This window comes from Bradyrhizobium sp. GW821-FHT13H06 (genome assembly GCF_058803975.1).
This window is the reverse complement of the sequence record NZ_JBXAPN010000004.1, coordinates 438,837-462,615: the sequence shown is the minus strand read 5'-3', so window position 1 is coordinate 462,615 and position 23,779 is coordinate 438,837. Positions and strand designations below refer to the sequence as shown.

Sequence of the window (23,779 nt, the reverse complement as noted above, 5' to 3'; positions counted from 1 at the left end):
GCTCCTCCTTCGCGTGCCGTGGGTCAGCGCGTGGGGGCGGGCTGGAGTTTCAAATCCGATAGCCGCTTGGCCGCCAGCTTGAGCCAGGGAGCCTGCTTCAGCGCGAAGAGGGCGATGGCGCCTGCGGTGCTGCCGGCCTGCGTCACCGCCCACATCGGCGAAGGCTGCCCGCCGAACGATTTCTTGTATGGCTCGTCGCCAATGGTGAAATCGAGCGTCTGATCTCCGCGCTCGATGCAGTCCCGCGCCACCTGCTCGAACATCAGCGCGCCGAGGGACTGGCTCTTGTAGCCGGCGATGTCGAAGGCGCTCATGATGATGAGGAAGCGGCCCCGATGGCATAGTCCGAGTACGGCGGCAATCACCTCGCCGTCCATCTTCATGGCGTAGAGGCGGACAAAGGACCCGAGGCCGCCAAGCGCGACGGCGGAATAGAAGCCGTAATATTCGGGGCGCTGCAGCAGGTCTCCGTCGCCCTGTGCGTGAAAGCGCGGACCCCGGAACTTCCTCATGACGTCCAGCGCCTCGAGCACGGACGCGCTGTCGCCGCAGCACGAGAAGCTCAGCGCGCCCTTCTTCTCGAGCTGACGACGTTTCTTTGCGAGCTCCTTCTGATAGGAGCGATCGAGCGTGCTGGCCCGCCATTGCTCGAACGGCGCGACGAGAACCGTCGCGTAGGCATTGGTGTCCATCGCGACGCGGCGGGACGCAGCCAGGAGGTCTTCGATCGGTAGCCGTCCGTCGGGCAGCTTGACCATTCGGAGCAGATCGAAAGGACGGACAAGGCGCCGAATCTGCGCGCACGCAGCCGCGTCGTCGAGCAGTTGCGAGAACACGTCCGGGCTGCAAACCGGCGCCAGGTAGTCGGAAACGCGGAGGTCGGCGAACTCGACGGTTCGTATCGGACCGCGCCGGACCCGGAGCAGGGGCAGCACCATCGCGAGGGCCCCCGTCGCGCGGTGGCGGACCACGACGACCAGAGGAGTTGCGCCCGTTTCCGGCGCGAGCCCGGTGTAGAGGCTATGCAGCCAGACCGGATGCTGGAACGCAGTGGCGGCCGAGCGATCAAAAAGCTCTGCATATTCCGGAGAGAGAAAGTCGAACGACTGCTCGATGACGATGTCGAACGTATTGCTGAGCTTGTTCATGAGCAATCAATGAAACCAGGTCGATTTCGCGAGCGTCGATCGCGCCTGGCCGGGCTTATAGCAAGGTCGTTACGGGGCAGACACCGGCAGCGTGCGATTTGCATTAATGCGTTCAGCGACGTTCGTATCGTTACCAAATTCCTAAAATGCCGGAAGTGCATGAACCCAGGGCTGAGGATGAGATCGTGCGCGGCCGGCTCGATGCCAGATGATGCTCCGCCGGCTGGAATTCACACCCGGCGAATTCGAGCGGCGGCAGAGATGCCTGTCGCTCGCAGCGGGAAGTGCCGACGGCTTGGCTTGGCACAGGCCCATCGGCAGGTTCGACCGCGCAACCTTCGATAGCGCACGTCAGGCCCGAAAGCAGGACGTCGGGCGTGCCGTCATGTCGACGGCGCATCGGCGCGTGGGCTCGGATCGGATGCACAGTTTTGCTGCACCACGATACGAATCGTAGCAGCTTTCGCTGCAATAACGCGCTTGACTTCGTAACTGATCTCAACGACCGTGCTCCACAAGCGTTGGGCAGTTCAGCCCGTCAACGCAGCGAGTTTCAACTATTTCCAACATCGCGCGGATTTCGCGTGCTCGGTTGGCGGCGAGGGCGCCCTCGGCTTAACGGCCGATGGGCGCCTTTTTCATTTCGGGACGAGTGATGGCGCGGACGACATATCGCATCGGCGTAATGCTCTCGACGACGGGGTCCTATAGCGTCGTGGCGCGGTCGATGCTGAACGGGGCGCTGCTCGCCTTTCGGGAGATCAACGCGAGCGGCGGCGATATCGCGCTCGAGCCGGTGGTCGTGAATCCGTCCGGCGACCTCGCGAGCTATCGCTCGCTCAGCCTCGAGCTTCTCGGCTCCGGCGTCCGGCATGTGGTCGGCTGCTACACCTCGTCGAGCCGCAAGGAGGTGATCCCTTGCTTCGAGAAGCTCGACGGACTGCTGTGGTATCCCTCTCACTACGAGGGATTCGAGAGCTCCGATAACGTCATCTACACCGGCGCCGCGCCGAACCAGCACGTGCTGCCACTCGTCGACTACCTGGCATCCCGCCTCGGTTCGCGCGCCTTCTGCGTCGGCTCGAATTACATCTGGGCCTGGGAAAACAATCGCATCTTCCGGGAGGCACTGACTGCGCGTGGTGGCACCGTGCTCGCCGAACGCTATCTCTCCGTCGGCGACACCGAGGTCGATCAGGTGATCGCGGCAATCATCGACCAACGCCCCGACTTCGTCTTCAACAATCTGATCGGCACCAGCGCCTACGCGTTCTTCCGGGCGTTCCGGGCCGCCTGCCGCGCGCGCGGCATCGATCAGGCCGCCGAAATCCCGGTCGCGAGCTGCACGCTGTCGGAGCCGGAATTGCCGGAGATCGGCCCGGATGCGATCGATGGACATCTATCCTCGAGTGTCTATTTTTCTTCGCTGAACTCGGCGGAAAACGGCGCCTTCATTCGCGCCTATACGACGTCCTTTCCGGAGGGACCGGCCTCGTCGGCGGATGCCGAAGCGTCCTACATCGCCGTCAAGCTGCTCGGAGCCGCCTTGTCGCAGGCCGGCACCGACGACGCCAGGACGGTCCGCGCCGCCGTGGGGGACCAGCGGCTGCACGCGCCGCAAGGCGAGGTCCGCATCGACCGCCAGACCTTCCATGCCTGGCTCACGCCTCGGATCGGCCGGTCGACAGCCGACGGGCAGTTCGAAGTGCTGCTGGAATCGCGCGAGCCGATCGCGCCGGATCCCTATCTCGTTCAGTCGTCGCCGCGCTTTGCCAGCGCAATGCGCTCTCCACATTTGAAGGTGGTGCAATCATGAGCTCCCGACTGCTGCAGAACTTCAAGGGCGGCCGTGCCATCGTCGTCACCAGGCGAGGAGGGTGGGAGAGCGCGCTCGAAACGACGCTGGCCAAGCTCGGCGTTTCCACGGAGTACCCGGAAATCATCGACGGTCGCGCCCAGATCGATGTTGCGAGTCTGCAGGCGGACCGTGACATCCTGTTCATCGATGGCGATCTCGAAGGCGCCGTCGCGATCGAGGTCAATCCTGCCTCGCGATTGCCGCCGGCGCCGGTGATCGGCCTCGTTGGCGTCGAAGCGCCGAGCCGGCTCAAGGCGCTGGTCAATCTGGGCGCGACCTCATTCCTGCGCAAGCCGGTGCATGGCGGCGCGGTCTACACGTCCCTGTTCATGGGCATCAACCAGTTCCTGCTGCGCGCCGAGATGTATGAGCGCCTGCAGGGTCTTGAGGAGCGCCGCCGCGGCCGCCGCGCCGTGATCCGGGCCGTCATCCTGCTGATGCGGCAGGAGGGCCTCGACGAGGAAGGTGCCTATTCCCAGCTCCGCCGCGAGAGCATGCGCGCGCGGCAGAACATGGAACTCTATTGCGAGGAGTTTCTGAGCAAGCGGGCGAAGCCGCCCGACACGTCCAGCCGCACGACCGGCATCACGCTGCAAGGCGGCAACAAGCAGGCCATCTAGGAGAAGCAAAATGAGCAAGTCTGTATTGCGGGGGCTGCGCGCCGCAGCCCTCACGGGGACGCTTGTCCTCGGATCACCCCTTGGATCACACTTGGCGCTCGCGGCGGAAAACCCGATCAAGCTCGGCGTGCTGGAGGATCAGTCCGGCGATTTCGCGGCGGCCACGATCGGCAAGGTTCACGCCATCCAGCTCGCCGCCGAGGAGATCAACAAGGCCGGCGGCATCATGGGCAGGCCGCTGGAGCTCGTCGCTTACGACACGCAGTCCGACAACACCCGCTACCAGGAGTTCATGCGGCGCGTGCTCCAGCGCGACAAGGTCGATGTCGTGTTCGCAGGCTTCTCTTCGGCCTCGCGCGAGGCGTACCGCCCGATCGTCGATCAGTTCAACGGTTTCGCCTTCTACAACAACCAGTACGAAGGCGGTGTCTGCGACGGCCACATGATCGTGACGGGCGCCGTGCCCGAGCAGCAGTTCTCGACGCTCATCCCCTACATGATGGAGAAGTACGGCAAGAACGTCTACACGCTTGCAGCCGACTACAATTTCGGCCAGATCTCGGCGGAGTGGGTCCGCAAGATCGTCAAGGAGAACGGCGGCAAGATGGCCGGCGAGGAGTTCATCCCGCTCGGCGTGTCGCAATTCTCGCAGAGCATCCAGAACATCCAGAAGGCCAAGCCTGACTTCGTGGTGACGCTGCTGGTCGGCACCGCGCAGGCCTCCTACTACGAGCAGGCGGCCTCCGCCAACGTCAACCTGCCGATGGCCTCCTCGGTCAATGTCGGCCAGGGCTACGAGCACAAGCGCTTCAAGCCGCCGAGCCTGAAGGACATGTACGTCACCACCAACTACATCGAGGAGATCGACTCGCCCAAGAGCAAGGCGTTCTACGCCAAGTTCAAGGCCAAGTTCCCGAGCGAGCCTTATGTGAACCAGGAGGCGGAGAACTCCTATCTCGCGGTCTATCTCTACAAGCAGATGGTGGAGCGCGCGAAGTCGACCAAGCGCGAGGAGATCCGCAAGGTGATCGCGCTGGGCGACGTCTGCATGGACGCGCCGGAGGGCAAGGTCTGCATCGACCCGAAGAGCCAGCACATGTCGCACACGATCTATCTCGCCAAGGTCGGCGCCGATCACTCGATCTCCTTCCCGAAGGTCTGGGAGGACATCAAGCCGTACTGGCTGGGTGACGCCGGCTGCGATCTCACCAAGAAGGATCCGATGGCCCAGTACACGCCGTCGAATCCGCCGCCGAAGCCCTGACCGGCGGCTGATCGCCCCGGCGCTTTCGGCGCGCCGGGGCGATCACGGACATCTGCGGCGGCGACGCCGCATCCTCCCACATCCTGGTTGATTCATGGACATCGCGACCCACGTATTCTCGGCGCTCTATCAATTCGGCGACGCCTTCGCATTCTTGGTGCTCTCGGCCTGCGGGCTCGCGGTGATCTTCGGCATGATGGGTGTGATCAATCTTGCCCATGGTGAGTTCATCATGTGCGGCGCCTACGTCACCGCCGCGACCGTGCATGCCGGCCTCCCGCTGCCGCTGGGAATACTGGCCGGCACGCTCGTGTCGGCGCTGGTCGGCGTCGTGGTGGAGCTCGCGGTCATCCGTCATCTGTACGACCGGCCGCTCGACACCATCGTCGCCACCTGGGGGCTGAGCCTGATCGCCACGCAGGGCACGCTGATCATGGTCGGCTCGACCATGGCAGGCGTCGGCACGCCGTTCGGCAGTTTCCAGGTCGGCGACTACTCCTATTCGATCTATCGCATCGTGCTGTTCTGTGCCGCGCTCGGCGTGCTCGCCGCGCTCTACGCGCTGTTCAACTGGACGCGGTTCGGCGTGCTGGCACGCGCCACCATCCAGGTGCCGCACATGGCGGCCGCGCTCGGTGTCGACACGCGCCTGATCTACAGCCTCACTTTCGCCTGCGGGGCAGGGCTCGCCGGTCTTGCCGGTGGCCTCTATGCGCCGACCATGACGCTGGTGCCGACCATGGGCGCGACCTTCATCATGGAGGCCTTCGTCACCGTGGTGATCGGCGGCGCCGACGTCTTCCTCGGCACCGCACCGGCCGGCGGCGTGCTTGCGGTGGTGAAGTCGGTGATGACGTCCTGGCAGGGACAGCTGTTCGGCCAGATCGGTCTGCTCGTCGCCGTCATCATCGTCGTCCGGGTGTTGCCGAAAGGCATTTCCGGGTTCGTGCTGCGCGAGCGCACCTGACGGAGTGATGGCGTCGTGACCGGTCTCCTCGCAATGTTTCGCCGTCTCGAAGGCCCGCAGACCGTCGGTCGCGGTCCGGCCTTCTGGGGCCTGTTCGCACTCGTGCTCGCGGCCGCACTCGCCTATCCGCTGTTCAGCGACGGCTACACGGTCGGCAACACCGTCTACTTCTTCGTCTGGGTCTTCATCGCGCTCAGCCTGTGCCTGATCTGGGGCTATGGCGGCTCGCTCTCCTTCGGCCAGACCGCCTTCTTCGGGATCGCAGGCTATGGTTACGGCATCCTCACCATCAATTTCGGCTCCGCCTACGGCTTCACGCTGCTGGCGCTGGTGATCGCGGTCGGGATCGCCGCACTGTTCGCGGTCCTGCTCGGCTACTTCATGTTCTTCGGCCGCATCGCCGGCGTGTTCCTCGGCATCGTCACGCTCGCAGTGACCCTGATGCTGGAACGCTTCATGGCACAGACCGCGGGGCCGGAATGGCACATCGGCAGTGCGCGGCTCAACGGCTTCAACGGCATGAGCGCGATGCCGCCGCTGACCATCCCCTGGCCGGGCGAGCCGATCGTGCTGTTCGCCGATGTCGGGCTCTACTACCTCGTGCTCGGCCTTCTCGTCTTCGTCTATCTGGCCTTGCGGATCCTGATGAACTCGTCTTTCGGCAACGTCATCGTCGCGATCCGTGAGAACCCGGAGAGGGCGGAGATGCTGGGTTACGACATCCGCAAGTACCAGCTCATCACCTTCGTCATCGGCGCTGCGCTCGCAGGGCTCTCCGGCGTGCTCTACACGGTGTGGGGCCAGTACATCACGCCGTCGAGCATGGGCATGACGGCCGCGGCGCTGCCGCTGATCTGGGTCGCGGTCGGCGGCCGCAGCGACCTGACGTCGACCGTGATCGGCACGCTGGTGGTGCTCGCCGCGTTTCAGGCGCTCACGATCTATGGCAGCCAGTACGCGCTGGTCTTCATGGGTGTGCTGCTGGTGCTCACGGTCCTGATCGCCCCGAACGGTCTCGTGCTCGGGGTGATGAACTGGCTCGGCCGTATCGCCGCACGCCTCACGCAGAGGGCCGGCTGATGTCGCTGCTCGAACTGCGCAAGCTGAACAAGCATTTCGGTGGTCTGCACGTCACCAATTCCGTGGATCTCACGCTGCAAGCCGGCGAGATCCATTGCCTGATCGGCCCGAACGGCGCCGGCAAGAGCACGTTGTTCCGCCTGATCCTCGGCGAGCATCATCCCGGCAGCGGCGACATTCTCTTCGCCGGCGAGAACATCACGGCGCTGAAATCCTTTGCGCGGATTCACCGCGGCCTTTCGGTCAAGTTCCAGGTGCCCGGCGTCTTCAAGGGCCTGTCGGTCCGCCAGAATCTCGAGATCGCCCTGCAGAGCCGGCATCGCGGCGCGGAGCTCGAAGCGGAGATCGGCCGGCTGCTGACCTTCCTCGGGCTGGAATCGGAGCAGGCGCAGATCGCCGGCAATCTCAGCCATGGCCAGAAGCAATGGCTCGAGATCGGCATGGCGGTCAGCCTGAAGCCGCGCCTTCTTCTGCTGGACGAGCCCACCGCCGGCATGTCGCCCGAGGAAACCCACATGACCGGCGAGATGGTGCAGCGGCTCAATGCCGACGGCATGACGGTGCTGGCGATCGAGCACGACATGGCCTTCGTCCGGCAGGTCGCGCACCGCGTCACCGTGCTGCATCTCGGGCAGGTCTTCGCGCAAGGCTCGATCGACGAGATCGTGGCCGACGAGCGCGTGGCGGCGATCTATCTGGGGCAGGCCCATGCTTGATCAGCCGCGCAAGGAAGTGATCCTGTCGACCCTGGGCTTGCGCGCCGGCTATGGCGGCAAGCCGGTGCTCCAGGGCCTCGAGATCGAGGTGCGGGAAGGGGAGATCGTCGCCGTCATCGGTCGCAACGGCGTCGGCAAATCCACGCTGATGAAGAGCCTGATCGGACTGGTGCCGGCGATGAGCGGCTCGATCGTCTATCGCGGCGAGGCGGTAGAGCTTCTTCCCGCGCACAAGCGGGCGCGCCTCGGCATGGGCTATGTGCCGCAGGGGCGCGACGTGTTTCCGCGCCTGACCGTCGGCGAGAACGTCGCGGTCGGCGCAGCGATCAAGGGCGGCGGCATTCCCGAAGCGGGCCGGCGCAAGATCGTCGAAGCCTTTCCGATCCTCGAAGAGCGTTGGCATCAGCGCGCCGGCACCATGTCCGGCGGCCAGCAGCAGCAACTCGCGATCGGACGGGTCCTGATCGCCGACCCGAACCTCATCCTGCTCGACGAGCCCTCGGAGGGCATCCAGCCCAACATCGTCCAGGACATCGCGCGCAACATGGTCGAGCTCAACCACAGGACCGGGGTGACCATCATCCTGGTCGAGCAGAATCTCGACATGATCCGCGCCATGGCGCAGCGCTGCTACGTCATGGACAAGGGACGCATCGTCGCCAACCTCGATCGCGCGGCGCTCGACGACGCGGCCGAGATGCGCCGTCATCTCGCGGTTTGAAGACCTACGCCAACGACAGAAGGAGAAAAGCAAATGTCCTGGCAGAAAGACTCCATCATGGCCCGCAAGGGCGTCGCCAAGGGCGAGCGCGGCACCGGCTACACGATCACGGAAAGCGAGCAGGGCAAGTACCACTATGTCTACGGCCCCTATGTGAAGCCGGTGCTGACGGTCGATCCCGGCGCCGTCGTCTCCGCGGAGACCCATGACGCGTTCGAGGGCGCCATCAAGAACGAGACCGACAGCCCGTCGAAGATCCTCAACTTCCCGTTTCTCAATCCGCAGAACGGGCCGATCCACGTCAACGGCGCCGAGAAGGGCGATACGCTCGCGGTCTATATCGAGAGCATCGTGCCGCGCGGGCCGCAGCCGCGTGGCACCACGGTGATCATGCCGGAATTCGGTGGCCTGGTCAGTACGGGCAACACGGCGCTGCTCAATCCGGCGCTGCCCGAGCGCGTCAAGAAGCTGGAGATCGACGCCAAGACCGGCACCAAATGGAGCGACAAGATCACGCTGCCCTATGAGCCCTTCATCGGCACCATCGGCACCTCGCCGGAGATCGAGGCGATCTCGTCGCTGGTCCCGGATTACTATGGCGGCAACATGGATCTGCCCGACGTCGGCGTCGGCGCCGTCATCTACCTGCCCGTCAATACCAAGGGCGCGCTGCTCTATCTCGGCGACTGCCATGCGGCGCAGGGCGACGGCGAGCTCTGCGGCGTCGCCATCGAGCATCCGACCGTGACCACGGTGCAGGTCGACCTGATCAAGGGCTGGACCATCACCTGGCCGCGGCTGGAGACCAAGGACTTCATCATGACGATCGGCTCGGCCCGTCCGATGGAGGATGCAGCCCGCATCGCCTATCGCGAGCTCTGCCGCTGGATGGCGGCGGACTACGGTTTCGACGAGATCGATGCCTACATGCTGCTGACCCAGGCCGGCCGGGTGCGTCTCGGCAACATGGTCGATCCGAAGTATACGCTCGGCGCTTCCATCAAGAAGTCCTATCTCGGTTGAGGCCAGCCAGCTCATGTCCACCGTGCACAAGGTCGCCACCGTCCAGTTCGAGCCGATCATGTTCGAGAAGGAGCGCAACATCGCGCGCCTGCTCGAGCTCTGTGAGCAGGCGGCGGCGGCCGGCGCGAAACTCATCGTCACGCCGGAAATGGGAACCACGGGTTATTGCTGGTTCGACCGTGCCGAGGTTCGGCCCTTTGTCGAGCGGATTCCGGGGCCGACCACCGACCGGTTTGCGGCGCTGGCACGCAAGCATGACTGCTACATCGTGGTCGGCATGCCTGAAGTCGACGAGGACGACATCTATTTCAACTCGGCCGTGCTCATCGGGCCCGATGGTATCGTCGGCCGCCATCGCAAGACGCATCCCTATATCTCCGAACCGAAATGGGCGGCGGCGGGCGACCTGCACAACCAGGTTTTCGACACGCCGATCGGACGGATCGCGCTCCTCATATGCATGGACATCCACTTTGTGGAGACTGCGCGGCTGATGGCGCTCGGGGGCGCGGACGTCATCTGCCATATCTCCAACTGGCTCGCGGAGCGAACGCCGGCGCCCTACTGGATCAGCCGTGCCTTCGAGAACGGCTGCTACGTGATCGAGAGCAACCGCTGGGGGCTCGAGCGCACCGTCCAGTTCAGCGGCGGGAGCTGCGTGATCGCGCCGGATGGCCAGGTGATCACGGTCCTCGACAAGGGCGACGGGGTCGCGCTGGCCGAGATCGATCTCGATATTGCGCGTGCACGCCGCGTGCTGGGCGAGCCTGTCTTCCGTCAACGCCGGCCCGAGCTTTATCCGGAGCTGCTCACCGACACCTTCAGCTGGAATCCGCGCGATTTCTTCGGCCTTTACGGCCACGAGCCCTGGCCTGAAGGCGTGCGCTCGCGCATTGCCGCGGCCCAATTCGCACCCAGTGCCGATGTTGCGCGAAATCTCGAGGCGATGGCGAACCTTGCGCGTCAGGCCAAGGCGGACGGCGCGGCGCTCGTCGTATTCCCGGAGCTTGCGGTCACCGGCCTCGCAGATCCCGTGAGATCGGCGCAGCCGATACCGGGCCCGGCCACGGAGAGCCTGCACGCGCTCGCTGCGCAGCTCCAGATCCACATCGTCTGTGGGATGGCTGAGCGCGCGGGCGATGCCGTCTACAACAGCGCCTGCCTGATCACGCCGGATGGAGAGATCACACTTTATCGCAAGACGCATTTGACGGAAGAGGAGCGGAGCTGGGCCACGGCGGGCGACGACTGGGCCGTGGTCGACACGCCGATCGGGCGAGTAGGCCTCTTGATCGGCCACGATGCGGCGTTTCCGGAGGCGGGGCGGGTGCTCGCACTTCGCGGCTGCGATATCATCGCGTGCTGCGCGGCGGTCAAGGGCCCCTTCGGTTCGCCGCATCCGGGGACATCCGTTGTGCAGCCGGCCCCGATCCCGACCGGCGCCGATCCGCATCATTGGCACCACTTCCGGGTCCGCGCCGGCGAGAACAACGTATTCCTGGCGTTTGCCAATGTCTTCGATCCCGAACACGGCTATCCCGGCCTGAGCGGTGTGTTCGGCCCCGATACGTTCGAATTTCCGCGCCGCGAAGCGATTGCAGCGGACGGCATGAACCTTGCTACTGCTCTGGTCGACACCACCAATCTCGACAGCGTGTATCCGACCAACGTCGTGCGACGAAAGGACCTCGTTTCGATGCGGATGCCACACAGCTATCGAGGGTTGGTCAGGGCAACGGCAAATAACCATTGAACGTGTGAATCTACTGGGAAGAAGGAGCCGATCATGGATCTAGGACTTGCGGGTGCCAAGGTTCTCGTCACCGGCAGCACCAAGGGGATAGGCCGTGCGATTGCGGAGACCTTTGCCGCCGAGGGCGCAAATCTCGGCATCTGCGCGCGCAGCCAGGCGGACGTCGACAGCACCGTTGCAGCGCTCAAGAGCAAAGGCGTCGCGGCCTTTGGCGCTGCGGTCGACGTGTCCGATGGTGCGGCGCTGAAGGCCTGGGTGGTCGACATGGCGACCAAGCTGGACGGAATTGACGTCGTCGTGGCCAATGTGAGCGCGCTCGCCATCGGGCAGGACGATGAAAGCTGGGCCAAGGAATTCTCGACCGACATGATGGGCACGGTCCGGCTGGTGAACGCGGCCATGCCTTATCTGGAGAAGAGCCGGGCCGGTGCGATCGTCGCCATCTCCAGCGTCTCCGGGCGCGAGGTCGATTTCGCGGCCGGCCCCTACGGCACCTTCAAGGCCGCCATCATCCACTACACGCAGGGCCTCGCCAATCAGCTCGCACACAAGGGCATCCGCGCCAACACGGTTTCGCCGGGCAACACCTATTTCGAAGGCGGTGTCTGGAACACCATCAAGGACAACAATCCCGAACTCTACAAGACGGCGCTTGCGCTCAATCCCACCGGCCGGATGGGGACGCCGCAGGAGATGGCGAACGCAGTCGTATTTCTCGCAAGTCGCGCCGCCAGCTTCATCACAGGAACGAACCTCGTCGTCGACGGTGCCCTGACGCGCGGTGTGCAATTCTGAGGCGTGAACGCTGAAACGCAAATCTGTCACCCGCGTCATGATTGACCGTGTGATCGCAGGGCAGCTGCGGCCACTGCTGCCCGCATTGTGCAGGGCAGCGATCTCCCCGCGTGGATTTTCGGGACACCTCATTCGTGCAAGATAGCGAGCCCGGTCCCGAACACGCAGACGATGTCCCTTCTCTCACGGCGAGAACTGCTCGATGCGGCGGCGCGTCTCACGGCGCTGGCTGCCTGGCCCGGCGGTGCGACCGCCGACGATTATCCCTCCCGCTCCATCAAGCTGGTCATTCCCTATACGGCTGGCGCCGCGGGTGATCAGATCGGCCGTCCCTGGGCCGACAAGGTCGCGCCGCTGCTCGGCCCGGTCCATGTCGAGAATATCGGGGGCGCCGGCGGTGCGATCGGCTCCGCAGCGGTGGCGCAGAGCGCTCCCGACGGCTACTCGCTTCTGCTCGGCAATGGCAGCACGAAGGTGACGATTCCGTTGTCCTCGGCGCAGCCTGCCTACGACACGATTCGCGATTTCCGTGCCATCTATCGTCTGATTACCAGCACCCTCGCATTCGCGGTTCATCCGTCCCTGCCGGTGAAGGACCTGCGGGAGCTGGCAGCGTTCACCAAGACGAATCCGGGCGGGCTTTCCTATGGCACTCCGGGGGTCGGCACCGGCAATCATCTCGTCGGAGAGATGTTCAGGCAGCAATCGGGTCTTGCGGCAGATTTGGTCCACGTCCCTTACCGGGGCATGGCGGCCGCAACCAACGACCTCGTCAGCGGCCAGATCAACTCGGTCATTGCGGTGGTCTCGAGCCAGATCCTGCAATTGCACTTTGCGGGCAAGCTGCGGCTGATCGCCGTGACGAGCGACCGGCGGCTGAGCGGCGCGCCGGAGATTCCGACGGTCATCGAATCCGGCATGCCCGGCCTCAGATACGCCGGCTGGTTTGGCCTGTTTGCCCCAAGAGCAACCCCGGATGCGATCGTGGCGCGGATCGCTGCGGCGACCCGCACGGCGATGGCTGATCCTCAGTTGCAGGAAAGCTATCGTTCGCAAGGTCTCGAGCCGGACATCGATTCAGGCCCCGACAAATTCCAGCGCCTGGTCGAGGACGAGCTCGTCCGCCTGGCTCCCATCGTCAAGTCGATCGGGCTCAAGCGCGACTGAGCGCTTCTCAGAGTCGTACCGCGGACGTAGCAAACGCCTGAGCGACGGGCTCCTGGACTCGATTCAGGATCACCATTCCCGCAATCGCGATGACCAGGGCCGCGACGCAGCCAAGTAAAAAAGCCTTCATCCTCAGCCTCCCCCGATTTGGAACATCAAGCCATCTATACGACGCGACGTATCGCGAGCAAGCTCGTCGATCGCGCCCAGGCATCCGTGGCAAGGCATCCGCGGTCCTATGGGCTCTTGAACACGGGATCGGCGGAAAACGCATTGCCCATCAAGCCAAGGGACTGAAGCCCGGCGCTGTTCGAATCGACTTCCAGGATTGCGAGCAGCAGCGCGAGCACGACGGCAATGAGGAAGAGGAAAGGGGAGGCTTCTCGCGCGGCGGGATCTTGCGGGCCATCAATGGCGCCAAGAACGCGCAGCCGCGCAATCATCCGCAGAATTGGCCCCGTTCGCCCCTGCATGCGGTCTTCCTTGGCATGAGCAGGCAGAATCTAGTGTCCGGGCTCTCGGCATTCAAGCGGCGGATGCCCGAGGTGGGCTGTTGCGCTGCACGCTTCGGAACGGAAGCGGGTTTCGCAGGTTTCTTGCAAGCCTAAAGCACGGTCCGGAAAAGTGCGCAGCGGTTTTCCGGAAGATCATGCTTGAACAACAGCCTGAAGCGCGATGGCGATTTATCCTGATCGCATTGCGCTTTGGTGAGCGCATCGGAGGCCTTGCGTGACATTGCCGAGAACGATCTTGTGCTTCGCAGCACTTTGTTTTGTTGGGAGTGCCCTGGCCCAGCCCGCGCAAACCAACCCGTCGGCGACGAAAACCCCTCCTGAAGAGAAGGGCCAGGCACAGCCGCAAGGTTGGACGGGCCCAATCAATACAGGTTCGGGCGGCGCGCCGGCGGAAAGTCCCCAAGGCCAGAGTCCGCCTGGAATGCAGGCCGCGCCGGAGGGATCCTCCAAGACCACCACGGAACCGGCCAAGTAGACCGGTCCGGGATGTTCATTTCGGCCGCCCGTTCTGGCAGTCTTGAGAATGCGAACGTCAAGCAGGGCGGCCGGAAATGAACAGATCACCTTTGTGCACGAAGGTGGCCGTAGCGCTGTGGGCCATCGTTGCCGGATCATCCGTGCATGCCGACATGGTCGGACACGGTGGCCCGATTCGGGCTCTTGCCGTTTCCCCGGATGGGCAGGACCTTCTCTCCGGCAGCTTCGACACGGCGGTCATTCGCTGGTCGCTCAAGACGGATACCGCAGAGCAAGTGCTGCGGTATCATACCGGCGGCGTCAATGCCGTTGCCTTTCTGAAGGATCGCCGCCTGATCACGGCCGGCGCCGACGCACGAATTGCGGTGTGGACGGCGGGCCGGGTGGAGCCGGACCGGGTGCTGGAGGGACATGTCGCTCCGATCGCGGCGCTTGCTGTGTCGCCCGACGGGGCGCTGCTCGCATCGGCGTCATGGGACCGGACGGTGCGGCTCTGGTCGCTGTCGGACGGCACGTCGCGCGTGCTCGAAGGGCATACGCAGAACGTCAACGGCGTCGCTTTCGCGCCGGACGGCGGGCTTGTCAGCGTCGGCTACGATCTCGCGCTGCGCATCTGGCGTTTGCCGGACGGCCAGCCTGAAATCGTGACCTTGCCGGCGCCGCTGAACGCCGTGGCGGTGGCGCCGGATGGTGAAATCGTCGCAGGCGCGGTCGATGGCAGGCTGCGCATGCTGACCAAGGACGGCAAGGTCAGCGGCGAGGTCGCGGCCAGCCCGACACCTGTGGTGGCCTTGACGATGTCGGCGGACGGCGCGTTGATCGCTGCGGCCGGCATCGGCGGCACAGTGGCGATCATCGATCGCAAGTCGCGCAACCTGCTGCGCACGCTGGTTGGGCCCGGGCTACCGGTGTGGTCGGCCGCCTTCCTTCCAGATGGCGAGACCCTGATGACGGGTGGTGCGGACGGCAGGATCAGGCGCTGGAACGCGCGCACCGGCGATCCCGTCGGGTCAGTTCTGATCGGCACACCCGCCGATCCGCTCGCCGCCTATGCCGGCGATCATGGCGCCGATGTATTTCGGGCGTGTGTTGCCTGTCACACGCTGTCGGACCAGGAGGTGCAGCGTGCTGGTCCGACACTTGCGGGACTATACGGCCGCAGGATCGCTTCGCTGCCGGGATATCGCTTCTCCGATGCGCTGAAGACGATGGACATCGTCTGGACACCGGAAACGGTCGCGAGACTGTTCGAAATCGGGCCGAATGCCTACACCCCCGGAACCAAGATGCCGGAGCAGCGCATCGGCTCTGCAGAGGACCGACGCGCGTTGACCGACTTCTTGGGGCGCGCGACATCGCGATAGTTAGTTGTCCCTTCTGGGTTATTTTCGCTTCAAGTACTTCCATTGGAAGCCACGAATAACGCCATGTTCTGCGCCCACGCTGGTTGAACGAAAAGCAAGCCAGCAACGAAGACCACGCGAATTATTTTCAGCCTCCACTCAAGGGACGTTGGCCCGGGCCTCTGTTCGGTGCAAGCGGACGTCGCTTGTCCAGCAATCTGTGAGGATACGATGGTCCGCGGCGGCTTGAGAAATCAACTAACGCGAGTTGGCAACTACCGCACGGCCGACTTAGGTTTCTGTGCCTCTTCGATATGCCGCCGCTGATCGAGAAACGCCTGGCTGGACCGCGTCTTGTACAAGTCCAGATTTTCGGTCTCGTCGGCCTGCATTGTGATCGCCTCATCGACATAGGCGAGCCGGTGCGGATCCGACTTGACCTTGCGAGCCAGCCGGTGGAGGCGCAGCGCGAGCGATGCCCATTGCACGGCCTTCACGACGGTCTCGGCGACATAGCGCGGATAGAACGACCAGGCCGGCTCGACCGGCAGATGCGGACGGCGCTCGTCGCGGCTCTTGAGCCGCAGCACCCCCCCTTCAAGCGGATGGACGCGCTCGATGGGATGGTAGCCTTTGAAATAAAGCGCGTAGGTCCCGATCTTGCCGACATTGTTGCCCATCGCCGCGGCGCGCCGCATCAGCCTCTCGATGTGCTCCCAGCTGTAATAGCTGTTCCAGGCGAGCTCGCAGGCCCGCTCCCAATCCGCCTTGGACATGGCGGGGTGGCCGACCGTAACGTGGTCCAGGTCGTATTTGTTGAGGTCCGCATCCATCGCGACGCCCTTCATGTAGAGCGTCTTGTGGTCCTCCGAGCCCGGTAGCGGCGTCAGGAAGAAGAACTCCAGCATGTCGATCGGCAACTCATGCTTGATGATCTCGATGTCGCGAACGATCGATTCCGGTGTGTCGTTGGGAAAGCCCAGAATGTAGCCTCCGACGGTCATGATCCTGGCTTTCTTCCAGGCCAGCATCATCTCGCGATAATCGGTGATCTTGTTCTGCCGCTTCTTGGCGCCGAGCAGACTATCCGGGTTGATGTTTTCGAGGCCGATGAAGCATCGCCGGACACCGGCCTTTGCGCATTTCTCGATGAAGTTCGGCAGCTTGTGGCAGAGCGTGTCGACCTGGATCGTGAAGCGGAGATCCCAGCCCTCCTTCTCGCGCAGCGCGATCACGCGGTCGAGCAGGCCTTCCCAATCCTTGTTGCGCGCAAAATTGTCGTCGGTGAGGAAGAAGGCGAAGACGCCCTGGGCGACGTTGGCGCGGATCACGGCCTCGATGTCGTCGGCGCTGCGGCGTCGCGACTTGCGGCCCTGCACGTTGATGATGGTGCAGAACGAGCACTGGAACGGGCAGCCGCGCCCGGCGTCGAAGCTCGTGGTGTGGCCGATGACCCGCCCGATCTGCTGGCGGGGAATGATCGGCAAAGGCTGGCTCTCCAGATGCGGCAGATCGTCGATGTAGTTGTAGAGAGGCTGCAATCGCCCGGCGACCGTGTCTTGCAACAGCCCCTCCAGTCGTCCCTCGGCCTCGCCTGCGAAGACCGACACACCGAGGTCCATCATCTCTTGAACGCCGGGATCGCGCTCCGGCAGCATCGAGAGGGTGCCCGACACATGGAAGCCGCCGATCGCAACGTCAATTCCGAGCTTGCGAAACCGTCTCGCCAGATCGAGCGATCGGGGAAACTGGTTGGACTGGACTCCGACCAGCATCACCATGCCGGCATCAGCGGCTTTGATTGCGCGCGTCAGATCCGCAACACGCACCTTCCAGTTGGTCTCGTCGATGGCGTCGATCTCGATGTCGAAATCGGGCCCGAGAACCTGGCGCTCACGACAATCGAGCACGATGCCGTACAGGCAGGCCAATGAGTTCGAAGGCAGGCCGCCGCGCCACCATCGAATGACGTAGCCATCGTCGTCGTAATGTGACGGCTTGATCAGAACAAGCCGGAAACTCTTGTTCTTCCCCATAAGCAACCGGTAGCTCGATGTCGGTCAAAGGCCAACTGGTTTCCGCTAGGTTCTGCCAAAAAACGACGAACCGTGGCACGAAAAACATCCTATCCAGGTACCTCAGCTATTCGCAGAGCACCTCGGCTAACCGCATCGCGCTATCGCATGTTTGGCACAAATTGAGATGCACAGTCGCGAGGTGGTCATGCGCCAGACATCACTCCTTGGCGTCATTGAAGAATATTCCTCCTTCATTGCTATGGGACGCCTGCCCCCCTGAGCGCCGCATCGAATTCAGCCAATGCCTGCACCGGTTGTCCAAGTAAGAGAAGGGTTCCCTTGATTGTGTGAGCCCTCGGGTTTCCTCCGCTCTTGGAAAGTGCGCTGTCGATGAGTTCCGTTGCTTGCTTCTTGTCCTCCGCCGCGGATTCAGACCATCCGAAGATCAGCTGAGTCGCCAAGCACCCCGCCTTTCCGATCATCGCTTCAACGATATCGGTATTACCCGCAGCGAAATCGACTACCTCGCTTCGCATCGAGGCTGCGATCCGCGAGGCCTACTATCCGGCGAATGAATGTCGATATCTGGCAGCGATGGACGGTCGGAATGGTCACTACCATAAGCGTCGTAGCGCAGATGCTGACTTCCGATATGGGTCACAAGCCGCAGATCACGCTCAAGGTGGGTGACTTCCGCTTTACGTTGGTGAGCCGACATCTATGAGTACATGCGCTAGTCCTTGCCCTCGCGCTGGCGCAGATAGTCATCCGTCGTCCGCGGCGGCGTTCGTTCCGGGACGCCTTTGAACGGATCGAATTGCTGCTCGCTCATGACGATGACGCGGCAGTCCGCGCACATCCTCAGTGCCTCGATCCGCCGGTCGCCGGCCGGATACATCCAGTGCCGGCCCTCGAGCTTGGCTGCGATGCGGTCGATCGTGCTCTTGACGCCGAAGGCCGTGCCGCAGCGGACGCAGAGTGCGGGCTCCTCTTCCTTGATGATCGTCGCGGGAGCGCGCGCCGCACGGAAATCGATCTGCGGCTTGAGGCTGATGACCTTTTCCGGACAGGTGCTCTCGCACAGGCCGCACTGCACGCAGGCATCCTCGATGAATTTCAGCACGGGCCGCTCGGGATCGTCCCGCAGCGCGCCGGTCGGGCAGGCCGAGACGCAGGAGAGGCACAGCGTGCAGCCATCGGTGTCGACGGTGATTGCGCCGACCGGCGCCCCCTGTGGCAAGGCGATCACGTCGACCGGCTGCGGCGCCAGTCGATGCAGCTCGCTCAGGGCGAACCGCAAGAGGTCGCGCCGCTTGCCGACGGTCCTGAAGGTCGCGGGCGTCGCGACCGCGGTGAGCGTGCCGATGTCAGTCAAATGCTCGCCCAGCGCATCGGGGTCGTCGGTTTCGATGGTGGCGAGGCGACGGCCCGCAAATCCAAGGCCGCCGAGGATCGCTTCGGCCATCGCGATCGTCTGCGACAGGCCGGTCACATCGTGGCGCGGCTTGGCACGGAGCAGGAAGCGCACAGCCGATACGCCATGGGCGAAGGCGCCGACGATCGCTTCCAGCCCCAGCTGTGTGAGCTCGTTGAGGGCAAAGGGAAGCACGTTCGCCGGCAGGCCGTCGCCATGCCGCGCGAGGGCGTCGATCAGGGGCGTACCGTGCGGGCTGTCGTGAAAGAGCAGCACTGCATTCGCGCCGCCGGCCTCGCGGTAGGCGAGCAGCATGGCGCGGATTTTCTGGAGCTGCGCATCGGCTGGAGGCAGCGTGTAGGATACCGCGCTGGTGGGGCAGGCAGCTGCGCATTGGCCGCAGCCTGCGCAGATGTTCGGATCGATTGCGACATGATCGCCGACGGGGGTGATCGCCCCGGTCGGGCAGAGATCGAGGCAGCGATGGCAGCCGGTGCGCTTCGAGCGCGAATGGGCGCAGAGCGCGGGCGCGACGTCGACATATTTCGGCTTGTCGAAGCTGCCGACGAGATCGCGCGCGGTCAGCACGGCGCGGAGCACTGCAGCGGGATCCTTCGTGTCGGCGCGCAGATAGCCGTCGCGCAGGTCGTGTGCGGGAAACAGCGGCAGATCGCCGGAAAGATCGAGGATGACATCGCAGCGCGAGGTGACGCCGCTTCGCGGCGGGTTCAGCACGAAACGATCGCGCGAGGAGGGACGGGGACGCGCATAGTCGTCGATCGCAAGCTCAAATGCGCCGAAATGTCCCTTCGCGGAGCGGATCGTGCCCTTCACGACCGGAAAGATCGTTGCGGCTGGCAACACCGTGTCGTCGAGCTGCTTCAGCATCACCGTGACGTCGAGGTGGTCCGCAAGCAGGCGGCCGGCCTCGATTGCGGCCTCATCGCGTCCGTAGATCAGGATCACGCCCTCGCTCGACAAGGTGACGAGCGGATAGTCCGGGGACGGCACGGCGGCGGATGCGAGCAGGGCGGCCATTTTTGCGCCAGTGCGCGCGCTGTCGCGGGACCAGCCGGCCGTTTCGCGGATGTTGACGAAGCTGATCGCATCGGGCCGTTCGCCGGCCTCGTCCGAAAACTGCGCTGCCTGCTGCGTGCAGGCGACCGTCAACACGCCTTCTGCCGCGGCAAGCTTGCGGAAGTGGTCGAGCTCCGCACCGCAGAGGTGGCGAAAGCTCTTGACCTCGCTGTTCGGGCATCCGCGCCGGATCGCAGCCACGTCGAGGGGCATCGTGTCTTCGCACGAGCAGATCAGGACGGTCTTCGACGGCTGCTCCAGGTTAACCCCTCCGCCATTCGGACGCCGACGACGGACTCGCGCCGGCCCTTCGCCTCGTATAGACATTATCCATCGGGAAGAAAAGGAAAGCGGAGGACGGCCTGTCGTCGACCCCAGTCAACCATGTTTCCCTGGCGGAACCTATTCACTTGCCGCCGCCGTTCACGTTGGTGCGATTGCGCGAGAGCGGAGATGCCTTTGCCCATGCATGCCGCATCGCACCGGAGGCCGGTGCCGGCACGCTGGTCTATGTCGGGCGCTTCGACCTCGCAGAGTTCGCCGTGGTGCTGGAGCCGGCCGAGCCGTTGCGGAGCGCGCGCCGCGCCTTTTACGCCGGCATGGTCGCTCTCACCGATGCCCTTAGCGCCTATGCGCCGCCGAGCAAGCCGATCACGATCAATTGGCCGGACGCTGTCAGGATCGACGGGGGACTGGTCGGTGGCGGACGGATGGGTTGGCCATTCGCAGCTGACGAGGATGCGCCGCCGCCCTGGCTGGTCTTCGGGGCCATGATCCGGACGGTTGCCATGAACGATGACGATCCGGGCGTCCACCCGCTGGCCTCGGCACTCGACCAGGAAGGTTTTGGCGAGGCCGGCGCGGCGCAGATCACGGAGAGCTTTGCCCGGCACCTGATGCTGGCGCTGGATGGCTGGCGGGTTGACGGCTTTGACAGCGTCGCGCGCGACTATCTCACTCGGATGCCGCGTGAAAGACAGACAGTTCAGCGCATTGACGAAAGCGGCGATGTCCTGACGCGCCGCATCGGGACGGATCGGGTCCAGCGAAGCGACCTCGTGCAGGCGCTCGCGACGCCGTCCTGGCTCGATCCGGCCCTCGGAGGACCGCGCCTGTGAAGCTCCTGCGCACCATCGCGCTCGATCCCTCCGACACCTTCGTGTTCGACGTGGCGGCGGAACCGGGCGAATGGGCCGTCTCAGGCGCTTTCCGCTTCTGGGATCACGACGCTGCCAGGCTCGAGGGCAAGGCGCGCGCGGCGTTTCGCGGCGGTTTCCTCGGGGTGCAGTCCTGGGGCTGGTCGACGCTGGCGCAGATCGTTCCGGCAACCGAAGACGAATATCGCAGCCTGGTCGATCTCCTCGCCAGGCAACTCGTCGATCGCTTCGGTGCGCCGGACATGGCGGCGGCGAAGACGGCCGCGGAAGAGGAGGTCGCTTTCGCGCAGTCGCTCTGCAGCCATCCGATCAGCTCTCTCATTGCAGTGCACCGCACCTCGAGCGACGGCGAAGTCCGCGAGTCGTTCCGCCGGCTGCAACTCCGGCAAGGACAAGGGCAGGGGCACAGCAAGGCGTTCTCGTTCATGGAAATCGAGGACGAGGTCCAGCCTGACGGCGATCTCAAGCTTGCGGATCTGGGACGGGAGCCGACGGTCCGATGAACGATTTCTGGATCGCCTGTGGTCATCACCTGCTCGATCGCGATGAGGGCGGTGGGCTCCGTGTCACGGACGAGTTCCTCAAGGCCTATTTTGCCCGTCCCGAGCTGATGCCGCCGGACGATGCGTGCCCGCTCGAACGCCGGCTGCACCGCGAATTGCTCGCCGATCCGCGCCAGGCGGTCAGCGCCGCCGAAATCGCCGGGATCGTCGATGCCGATGCCCGGGAGAATTGGCAGTTGGTGCTGGCGTTCCGCGATCTTCTGTTGCGGCATCCGACGCTCGAAGCCGCCTATCTTGCATCGGTGAGATCGGGCGCGAACGATTTGCCGCCGCTGTTCGTCAACCAGCTCGTGCACGTGATCCTTCGGAACGCGCTCGATGGCTGCGACGACCCGTTCGTGCTGCGGGCGGCCGAATTGTTCTTCCGGACCCAGCGCATCCTGCCGCATGAGCAGGCCCTGTTGCTCGGGGATGAGGAGGTCGTCGGCGGCCGGAGCCCGACGCCGGTGCTCTCTCTGATGTCGATGCTGGGCGCCACCACCGATGCCGTGGTCGAGGTGCTGAGCGAGGAGAATGCCGAGGCCTATTGGCAGCGCAGCGACCAGTTCGACATGGCCCTCGACCTGACGGCCGGCGGCCGCGGGCCGGTTGCTCTGGCGCAGGCGATGACGCGCTGGGTCTCCCATCTGCTCGGCATCGACGTCATGATCGAGCCGCTGCGCGCGCTGCATGAGGCAAGGCTCACCTGGTATGTCGGGCTCGATGCCGACGCCACGAGGCTCGGCGATCGGCTGTGGCACGGCGAAGAACTCGGCGAGCGCGACGCCGACCGTGTGCTCGCGCTGTTCCGGCTGACGTTTGCGGATTCAGGCAGCGCTCTTGACGATGTCGGGGGTGAACCGGTCTACCTGATCCTGTCGATGACGGCGGATCAGAAGCTCCGGATGAAGCCACAGAATCTGCTGACCGGGCTGCCGGTGAAGCACCTGGAGATGGCGACATGAGCCCTGCGGCGTTGCCCTCCCTCTCGATTGCCGTCGGTGTCGTGGTCGAGCGGCGCAAGGCTGACTCGCCGTGGGTCGATTTCATCTGGCGGGGAATTGCCGTCCTGCCGGACGAGCCGGTGACACAGCCGTGGACCGTGCTTCGCGAGCAGGACGGCACGACCCTGTTCTATGCCGGAAGGGCGACCGTCGATCTCTATCCGTCCGAGACGGCGCGCTATCGCGACAATCTCGCCTCCGGCAGTCCGAGCATCTGGACTGTGCTGTCGCCCTCGGACGGCGCCTGGCCCTATGCCGTCACCGCGGTGACGGCCGACCCCGCCGAGGGCGAAGGCTTTACCGAGGCCGCCGACAATCTCGTCGAGGCCGTGCCGATGCCGGAGGTGCTGCGCGAAGCGATTGAAAGCTTCGTGGCCGAGCACCATGTCGAGCGGGAATTCGTCAAGCGCAAGCGGCGCCGCGCCGACCCGGAGGCGCTGGCACGGCGCGAGCATGAAGGCGGACAGGAATGAGCGAGGAGGAGTTCCTTGCGCGTTGGTCGCGCCGCAAACGCGAATCGCAAGCGGAGCCGGCGAAACCTGCTGCGGTGCAGCCTGCGCCGCCGTCCGAGGTCGAGGACGACGGGGGTGAGTTCGACCTCTCGAGTCTGCCGTCAATCGACGAGATCAATGCTGCGACCGACATCACGGCCTTCCTGGGCAAGAGTATTCCTCGGGAGTTGAGCCGTGCGGCTCTTCGCCGCGCCTGGGCGACCGATCCCGCCATTCGCGACTTCGTCGGGCTTGCGGAGAATGCATGGGACTTCAACGACCCGACCGCGATGCCTGGTTTTGGACCGCTGGATTGCTCGTCGGAAGAGCTGGCCGCACTGGTCGACCGCATCGTCGGCGGAGTGCGCGAGGCGGCCCGGTCCCTCCCCGAGACGCCGACCGAAGCGGGGGTTTCTTCGGCGGAACTGCATGAGGCCGATGTGCCGGAGATGTCCAACGTCGTCTCGTCGCCGGACGAGACGAAGCAGCTGGCTGCTCCTGTTGCGGTGCAACCGAAGATGGCTGACGGATCCGACGATTTCGCCGAGCCCGTCAGGCCGCGGACTCACGGTAGTGCCTTGCCGCGCTGAGCAACACGACCAAAGGCTATAGGCACAGGCTATGGCAAG

22 protein-coding genes are annotated in these 23,779 nt (G+C 64.4%); 17 read left to right on the top strand and 5 right to left on the bottom strand.

From position 1 onward, the window contains the following. Positions 1-23 precede the first annotated feature (23 nt). Complete coding sequence (locus tag AC1RQP_RS19520) at positions 24-1,148, bottom strand: GNAT family N-acetyltransferase (RefSeq protein ID WP_492938168.1); 1,125 nt, start codon at positions 1,146-1,148, stop codon at positions 24-26. Positions 1,149-1,803: 655 nt separating this feature from the next. On the opposite strand from AC1RQP_RS19520, the gene AC1RQP_RS19515 reads away from it, so the two are divergent. The 11 genes from AC1RQP_RS19515 (at position 1,804) to AC1RQP_RS19465 (ending at position 13,112) form a co-directional block, all read left to right on the top strand. Beyond that, positions 1,804-2,964: a transporter substrate-binding domain-containing protein gene (locus AC1RQP_RS19515; RefSeq protein WP_492938167.1), complete on the top strand. Its 1,161-nt coding sequence runs from the start codon at positions 1,804-1,806 to the stop codon at positions 2,962-2,964. Beyond that, the gene (locus AC1RQP_RS19510) at positions 2,961-3,626 is read left to right on the top strand and encodes an ANTAR domain-containing response regulator (RefSeq protein WP_492938166.1); all 666 of its coding nucleotides are present in this window, start codon (positions 2,961-2,963) and stop codon (positions 3,624-3,626) included. Before AC1RQP_RS19515 ends, AC1RQP_RS19510 begins: the two co-directional genes overlap by 4 nt. 10 nt (positions 3,627-3,636) lie before the next feature. Then, positions 3,637-4,890, top strand: a complete 1,254-nt coding sequence (locus AC1RQP_RS19505; protein ID WP_492938165.1) for an urea ABC transporter substrate-binding protein — start codon at positions 3,637-3,639, stop codon at positions 4,888-4,890. A 94-nt stretch (positions 4,891-4,984) separates the two neighbouring features. Further along, positions 4,985-5,857 (top strand): ABC transporter permease subunit, encoded by an 873-nt coding sequence (locus tag AC1RQP_RS19500; RefSeq protein ID WP_025035503.1) that lies wholly within the window; start codon positions 4,985-4,987, stop codon positions 5,855-5,857. A gap of 33 nt (positions 5,858-5,890) precedes the next feature. Beyond that, positions 5,891-6,937, top strand: a complete 1,047-nt coding sequence (locus AC1RQP_RS19495) for a branched-chain amino acid ABC transporter permease (protein WP_492938423.1) — start codon at positions 5,891-5,893, stop codon at positions 6,935-6,937. After that, positions 6,937-7,653 (top strand): ABC transporter ATP-binding protein, encoded by a 717-nt coding sequence (locus AC1RQP_RS19490; protein WP_492938164.1) that lies wholly within the window; start codon positions 6,937-6,939, stop codon positions 7,651-7,653. Before AC1RQP_RS19495 ends, AC1RQP_RS19490 begins: the two co-directional genes overlap by 1 nt. Further along, on the top strand, positions 7,646-8,374 hold the full coding sequence (locus AC1RQP_RS19485; RefSeq protein WP_239622692.1) for an ABC transporter ATP-binding protein: 729 nt from the start codon (positions 7,646-7,648) through the stop codon (positions 8,372-8,374). The genes AC1RQP_RS19490 and AC1RQP_RS19485 overlap by 8 nt, the downstream gene beginning before the upstream one ends. Positions 8,375-8,407: 33 nt before the next feature. Further along, positions 8,408-9,397, top strand: a complete 990-nt coding sequence (locus tag AC1RQP_RS19480) for an acetamidase/formamidase family protein (protein ID WP_492938163.1) — start codon at positions 8,408-8,410, stop codon at positions 9,395-9,397. Between the two features lie 13 nt (positions 9,398-9,410). After that, positions 9,411-11,150, top strand: coding sequence for a nitrilase-related carbon-nitrogen hydrolase (locus AC1RQP_RS19475; RefSeq protein ID WP_492938162.1), 1,740 nt, complete (start codon positions 9,411-9,413; stop codon positions 11,148-11,150). Positions 11,151-11,183: 33 nt separating this feature from the next. Continuing rightward, complete coding sequence (locus AC1RQP_RS19470; RefSeq protein ID WP_492938160.1) at positions 11,184-11,945, top strand: SDR family NAD(P)-dependent oxidoreductase; 762 nt, start codon at positions 11,184-11,186, stop codon at positions 11,943-11,945. A 171-nt stretch (positions 11,946-12,116) separates the two neighbouring features. Further along, the gene (locus AC1RQP_RS19465; protein ID WP_492938159.1) at positions 12,117-13,112 is read left to right on the top strand and encodes a Bug family tripartite tricarboxylate transporter substrate binding protein; all 996 of its coding nucleotides are present in this window, start codon (positions 12,117-12,119) and stop codon (positions 13,110-13,112) included. 236 nt (positions 13,113-13,348) lie between these two features. Here AC1RQP_RS19465 and AC1RQP_RS19460 read toward each other — a convergent pair whose 3' ends face one another. Next, positions 13,349-13,585, bottom strand: coding sequence for a hypothetical protein (locus AC1RQP_RS19460; RefSeq protein WP_492938158.1), 237 nt, complete (start codon positions 13,583-13,585; stop codon positions 13,349-13,351). A gap of 593 nt (positions 13,586-14,178) precedes the next feature. Here AC1RQP_RS19460 and AC1RQP_RS19455 point away from each other — a divergent pair. Then, positions 14,179-15,468, top strand: a complete 1,290-nt coding sequence (locus AC1RQP_RS19455; protein WP_492938157.1) for a c-type cytochrome — start codon at positions 14,179-14,181, stop codon at positions 15,466-15,468. Between the two features lie 254 nt (positions 15,469-15,722). On the opposite strand, the gene AC1RQP_RS19450 is transcribed toward AC1RQP_RS19455, so the two are convergent. The 3 genes from AC1RQP_RS19450 to AC1RQP_RS19440 form a co-directional block, all read right to left on the bottom strand. After that, a complete protein-coding gene (locus tag AC1RQP_RS19450; protein ID WP_492938156.1) occupies positions 15,723-17,483 on the bottom strand; it encodes a B12-binding domain-containing radical SAM protein in 1,761 nt (586 codons plus the stop codon). Positions 17,484-17,722: 239 nt separating this feature from the next. Then, complete coding sequence (locus AC1RQP_RS19445) at positions 17,723-18,001, bottom strand: hypothetical protein (RefSeq protein ID WP_492938155.1); 279 nt, start codon at positions 17,999-18,001, stop codon at positions 17,723-17,725. A 197-nt stretch (positions 18,002-18,198) separates the two neighbouring features. Continuing rightward, complete coding sequence (locus tag AC1RQP_RS19440) at positions 18,199-20,169, bottom strand: 4Fe-4S binding protein (RefSeq protein WP_492938154.1); 1,971 nt, start codon at positions 20,167-20,169, stop codon at positions 18,199-18,201. 197 nt (positions 20,170-20,366) lie between these two features. Between AC1RQP_RS19440 and AC1RQP_RS19435 the strand changes: the two genes are divergently transcribed. Genes AC1RQP_RS19435 through AC1RQP_RS19415 form a run of 5 tightly spaced genes read left to right on the top strand, consistent with a single transcriptional unit; the run spans position 20,367 to position 23,740 of the window. Next, entirely contained in the window at positions 20,367-21,074 is a 708-nt protein-coding gene (locus AC1RQP_RS19435; RefSeq protein ID WP_492938153.1) for a biotin/lipoate--protein ligase family protein, read from the top strand. After that, positions 21,071-21,616 carry a DUF6505 family protein gene (locus AC1RQP_RS19430; RefSeq protein WP_239622707.1) on the top strand — a complete coding sequence of 182 codons (546 nt, stop codon included), beginning with the start codon at positions 21,071-21,073 and terminating at the stop codon, positions 21,614-21,616. Before AC1RQP_RS19435 ends, AC1RQP_RS19430 begins: the two co-directional genes overlap by 4 nt. Beyond that, positions 21,613-22,620, top strand: a complete 1,008-nt coding sequence (locus AC1RQP_RS19425) for a DUF6352 family protein (RefSeq protein ID WP_492938152.1) — start codon at positions 21,613-21,615, stop codon at positions 22,618-22,620. Before AC1RQP_RS19430 ends, AC1RQP_RS19425 begins: the two co-directional genes overlap by 4 nt. After that, positions 22,617-23,132 (top strand): DUF3305 domain-containing protein, encoded by a 516-nt coding sequence (locus AC1RQP_RS19420; protein WP_492938151.1) that lies wholly within the window; start codon positions 22,617-22,619, stop codon positions 23,130-23,132. The genes AC1RQP_RS19425 and AC1RQP_RS19420 overlap by 4 nt, the downstream gene beginning before the upstream one ends. Continuing rightward, positions 23,129-23,740 (top strand): DUF3306 domain-containing protein, encoded by a 612-nt coding sequence (locus tag AC1RQP_RS19415; RefSeq protein ID WP_492938150.1) that lies wholly within the window; start codon positions 23,129-23,131, stop codon positions 23,738-23,740. The genes AC1RQP_RS19420 and AC1RQP_RS19415 overlap by 4 nt, the downstream gene beginning before the upstream one ends. Positions 23,741-23,779: the final 39 nt, after the last annotated feature.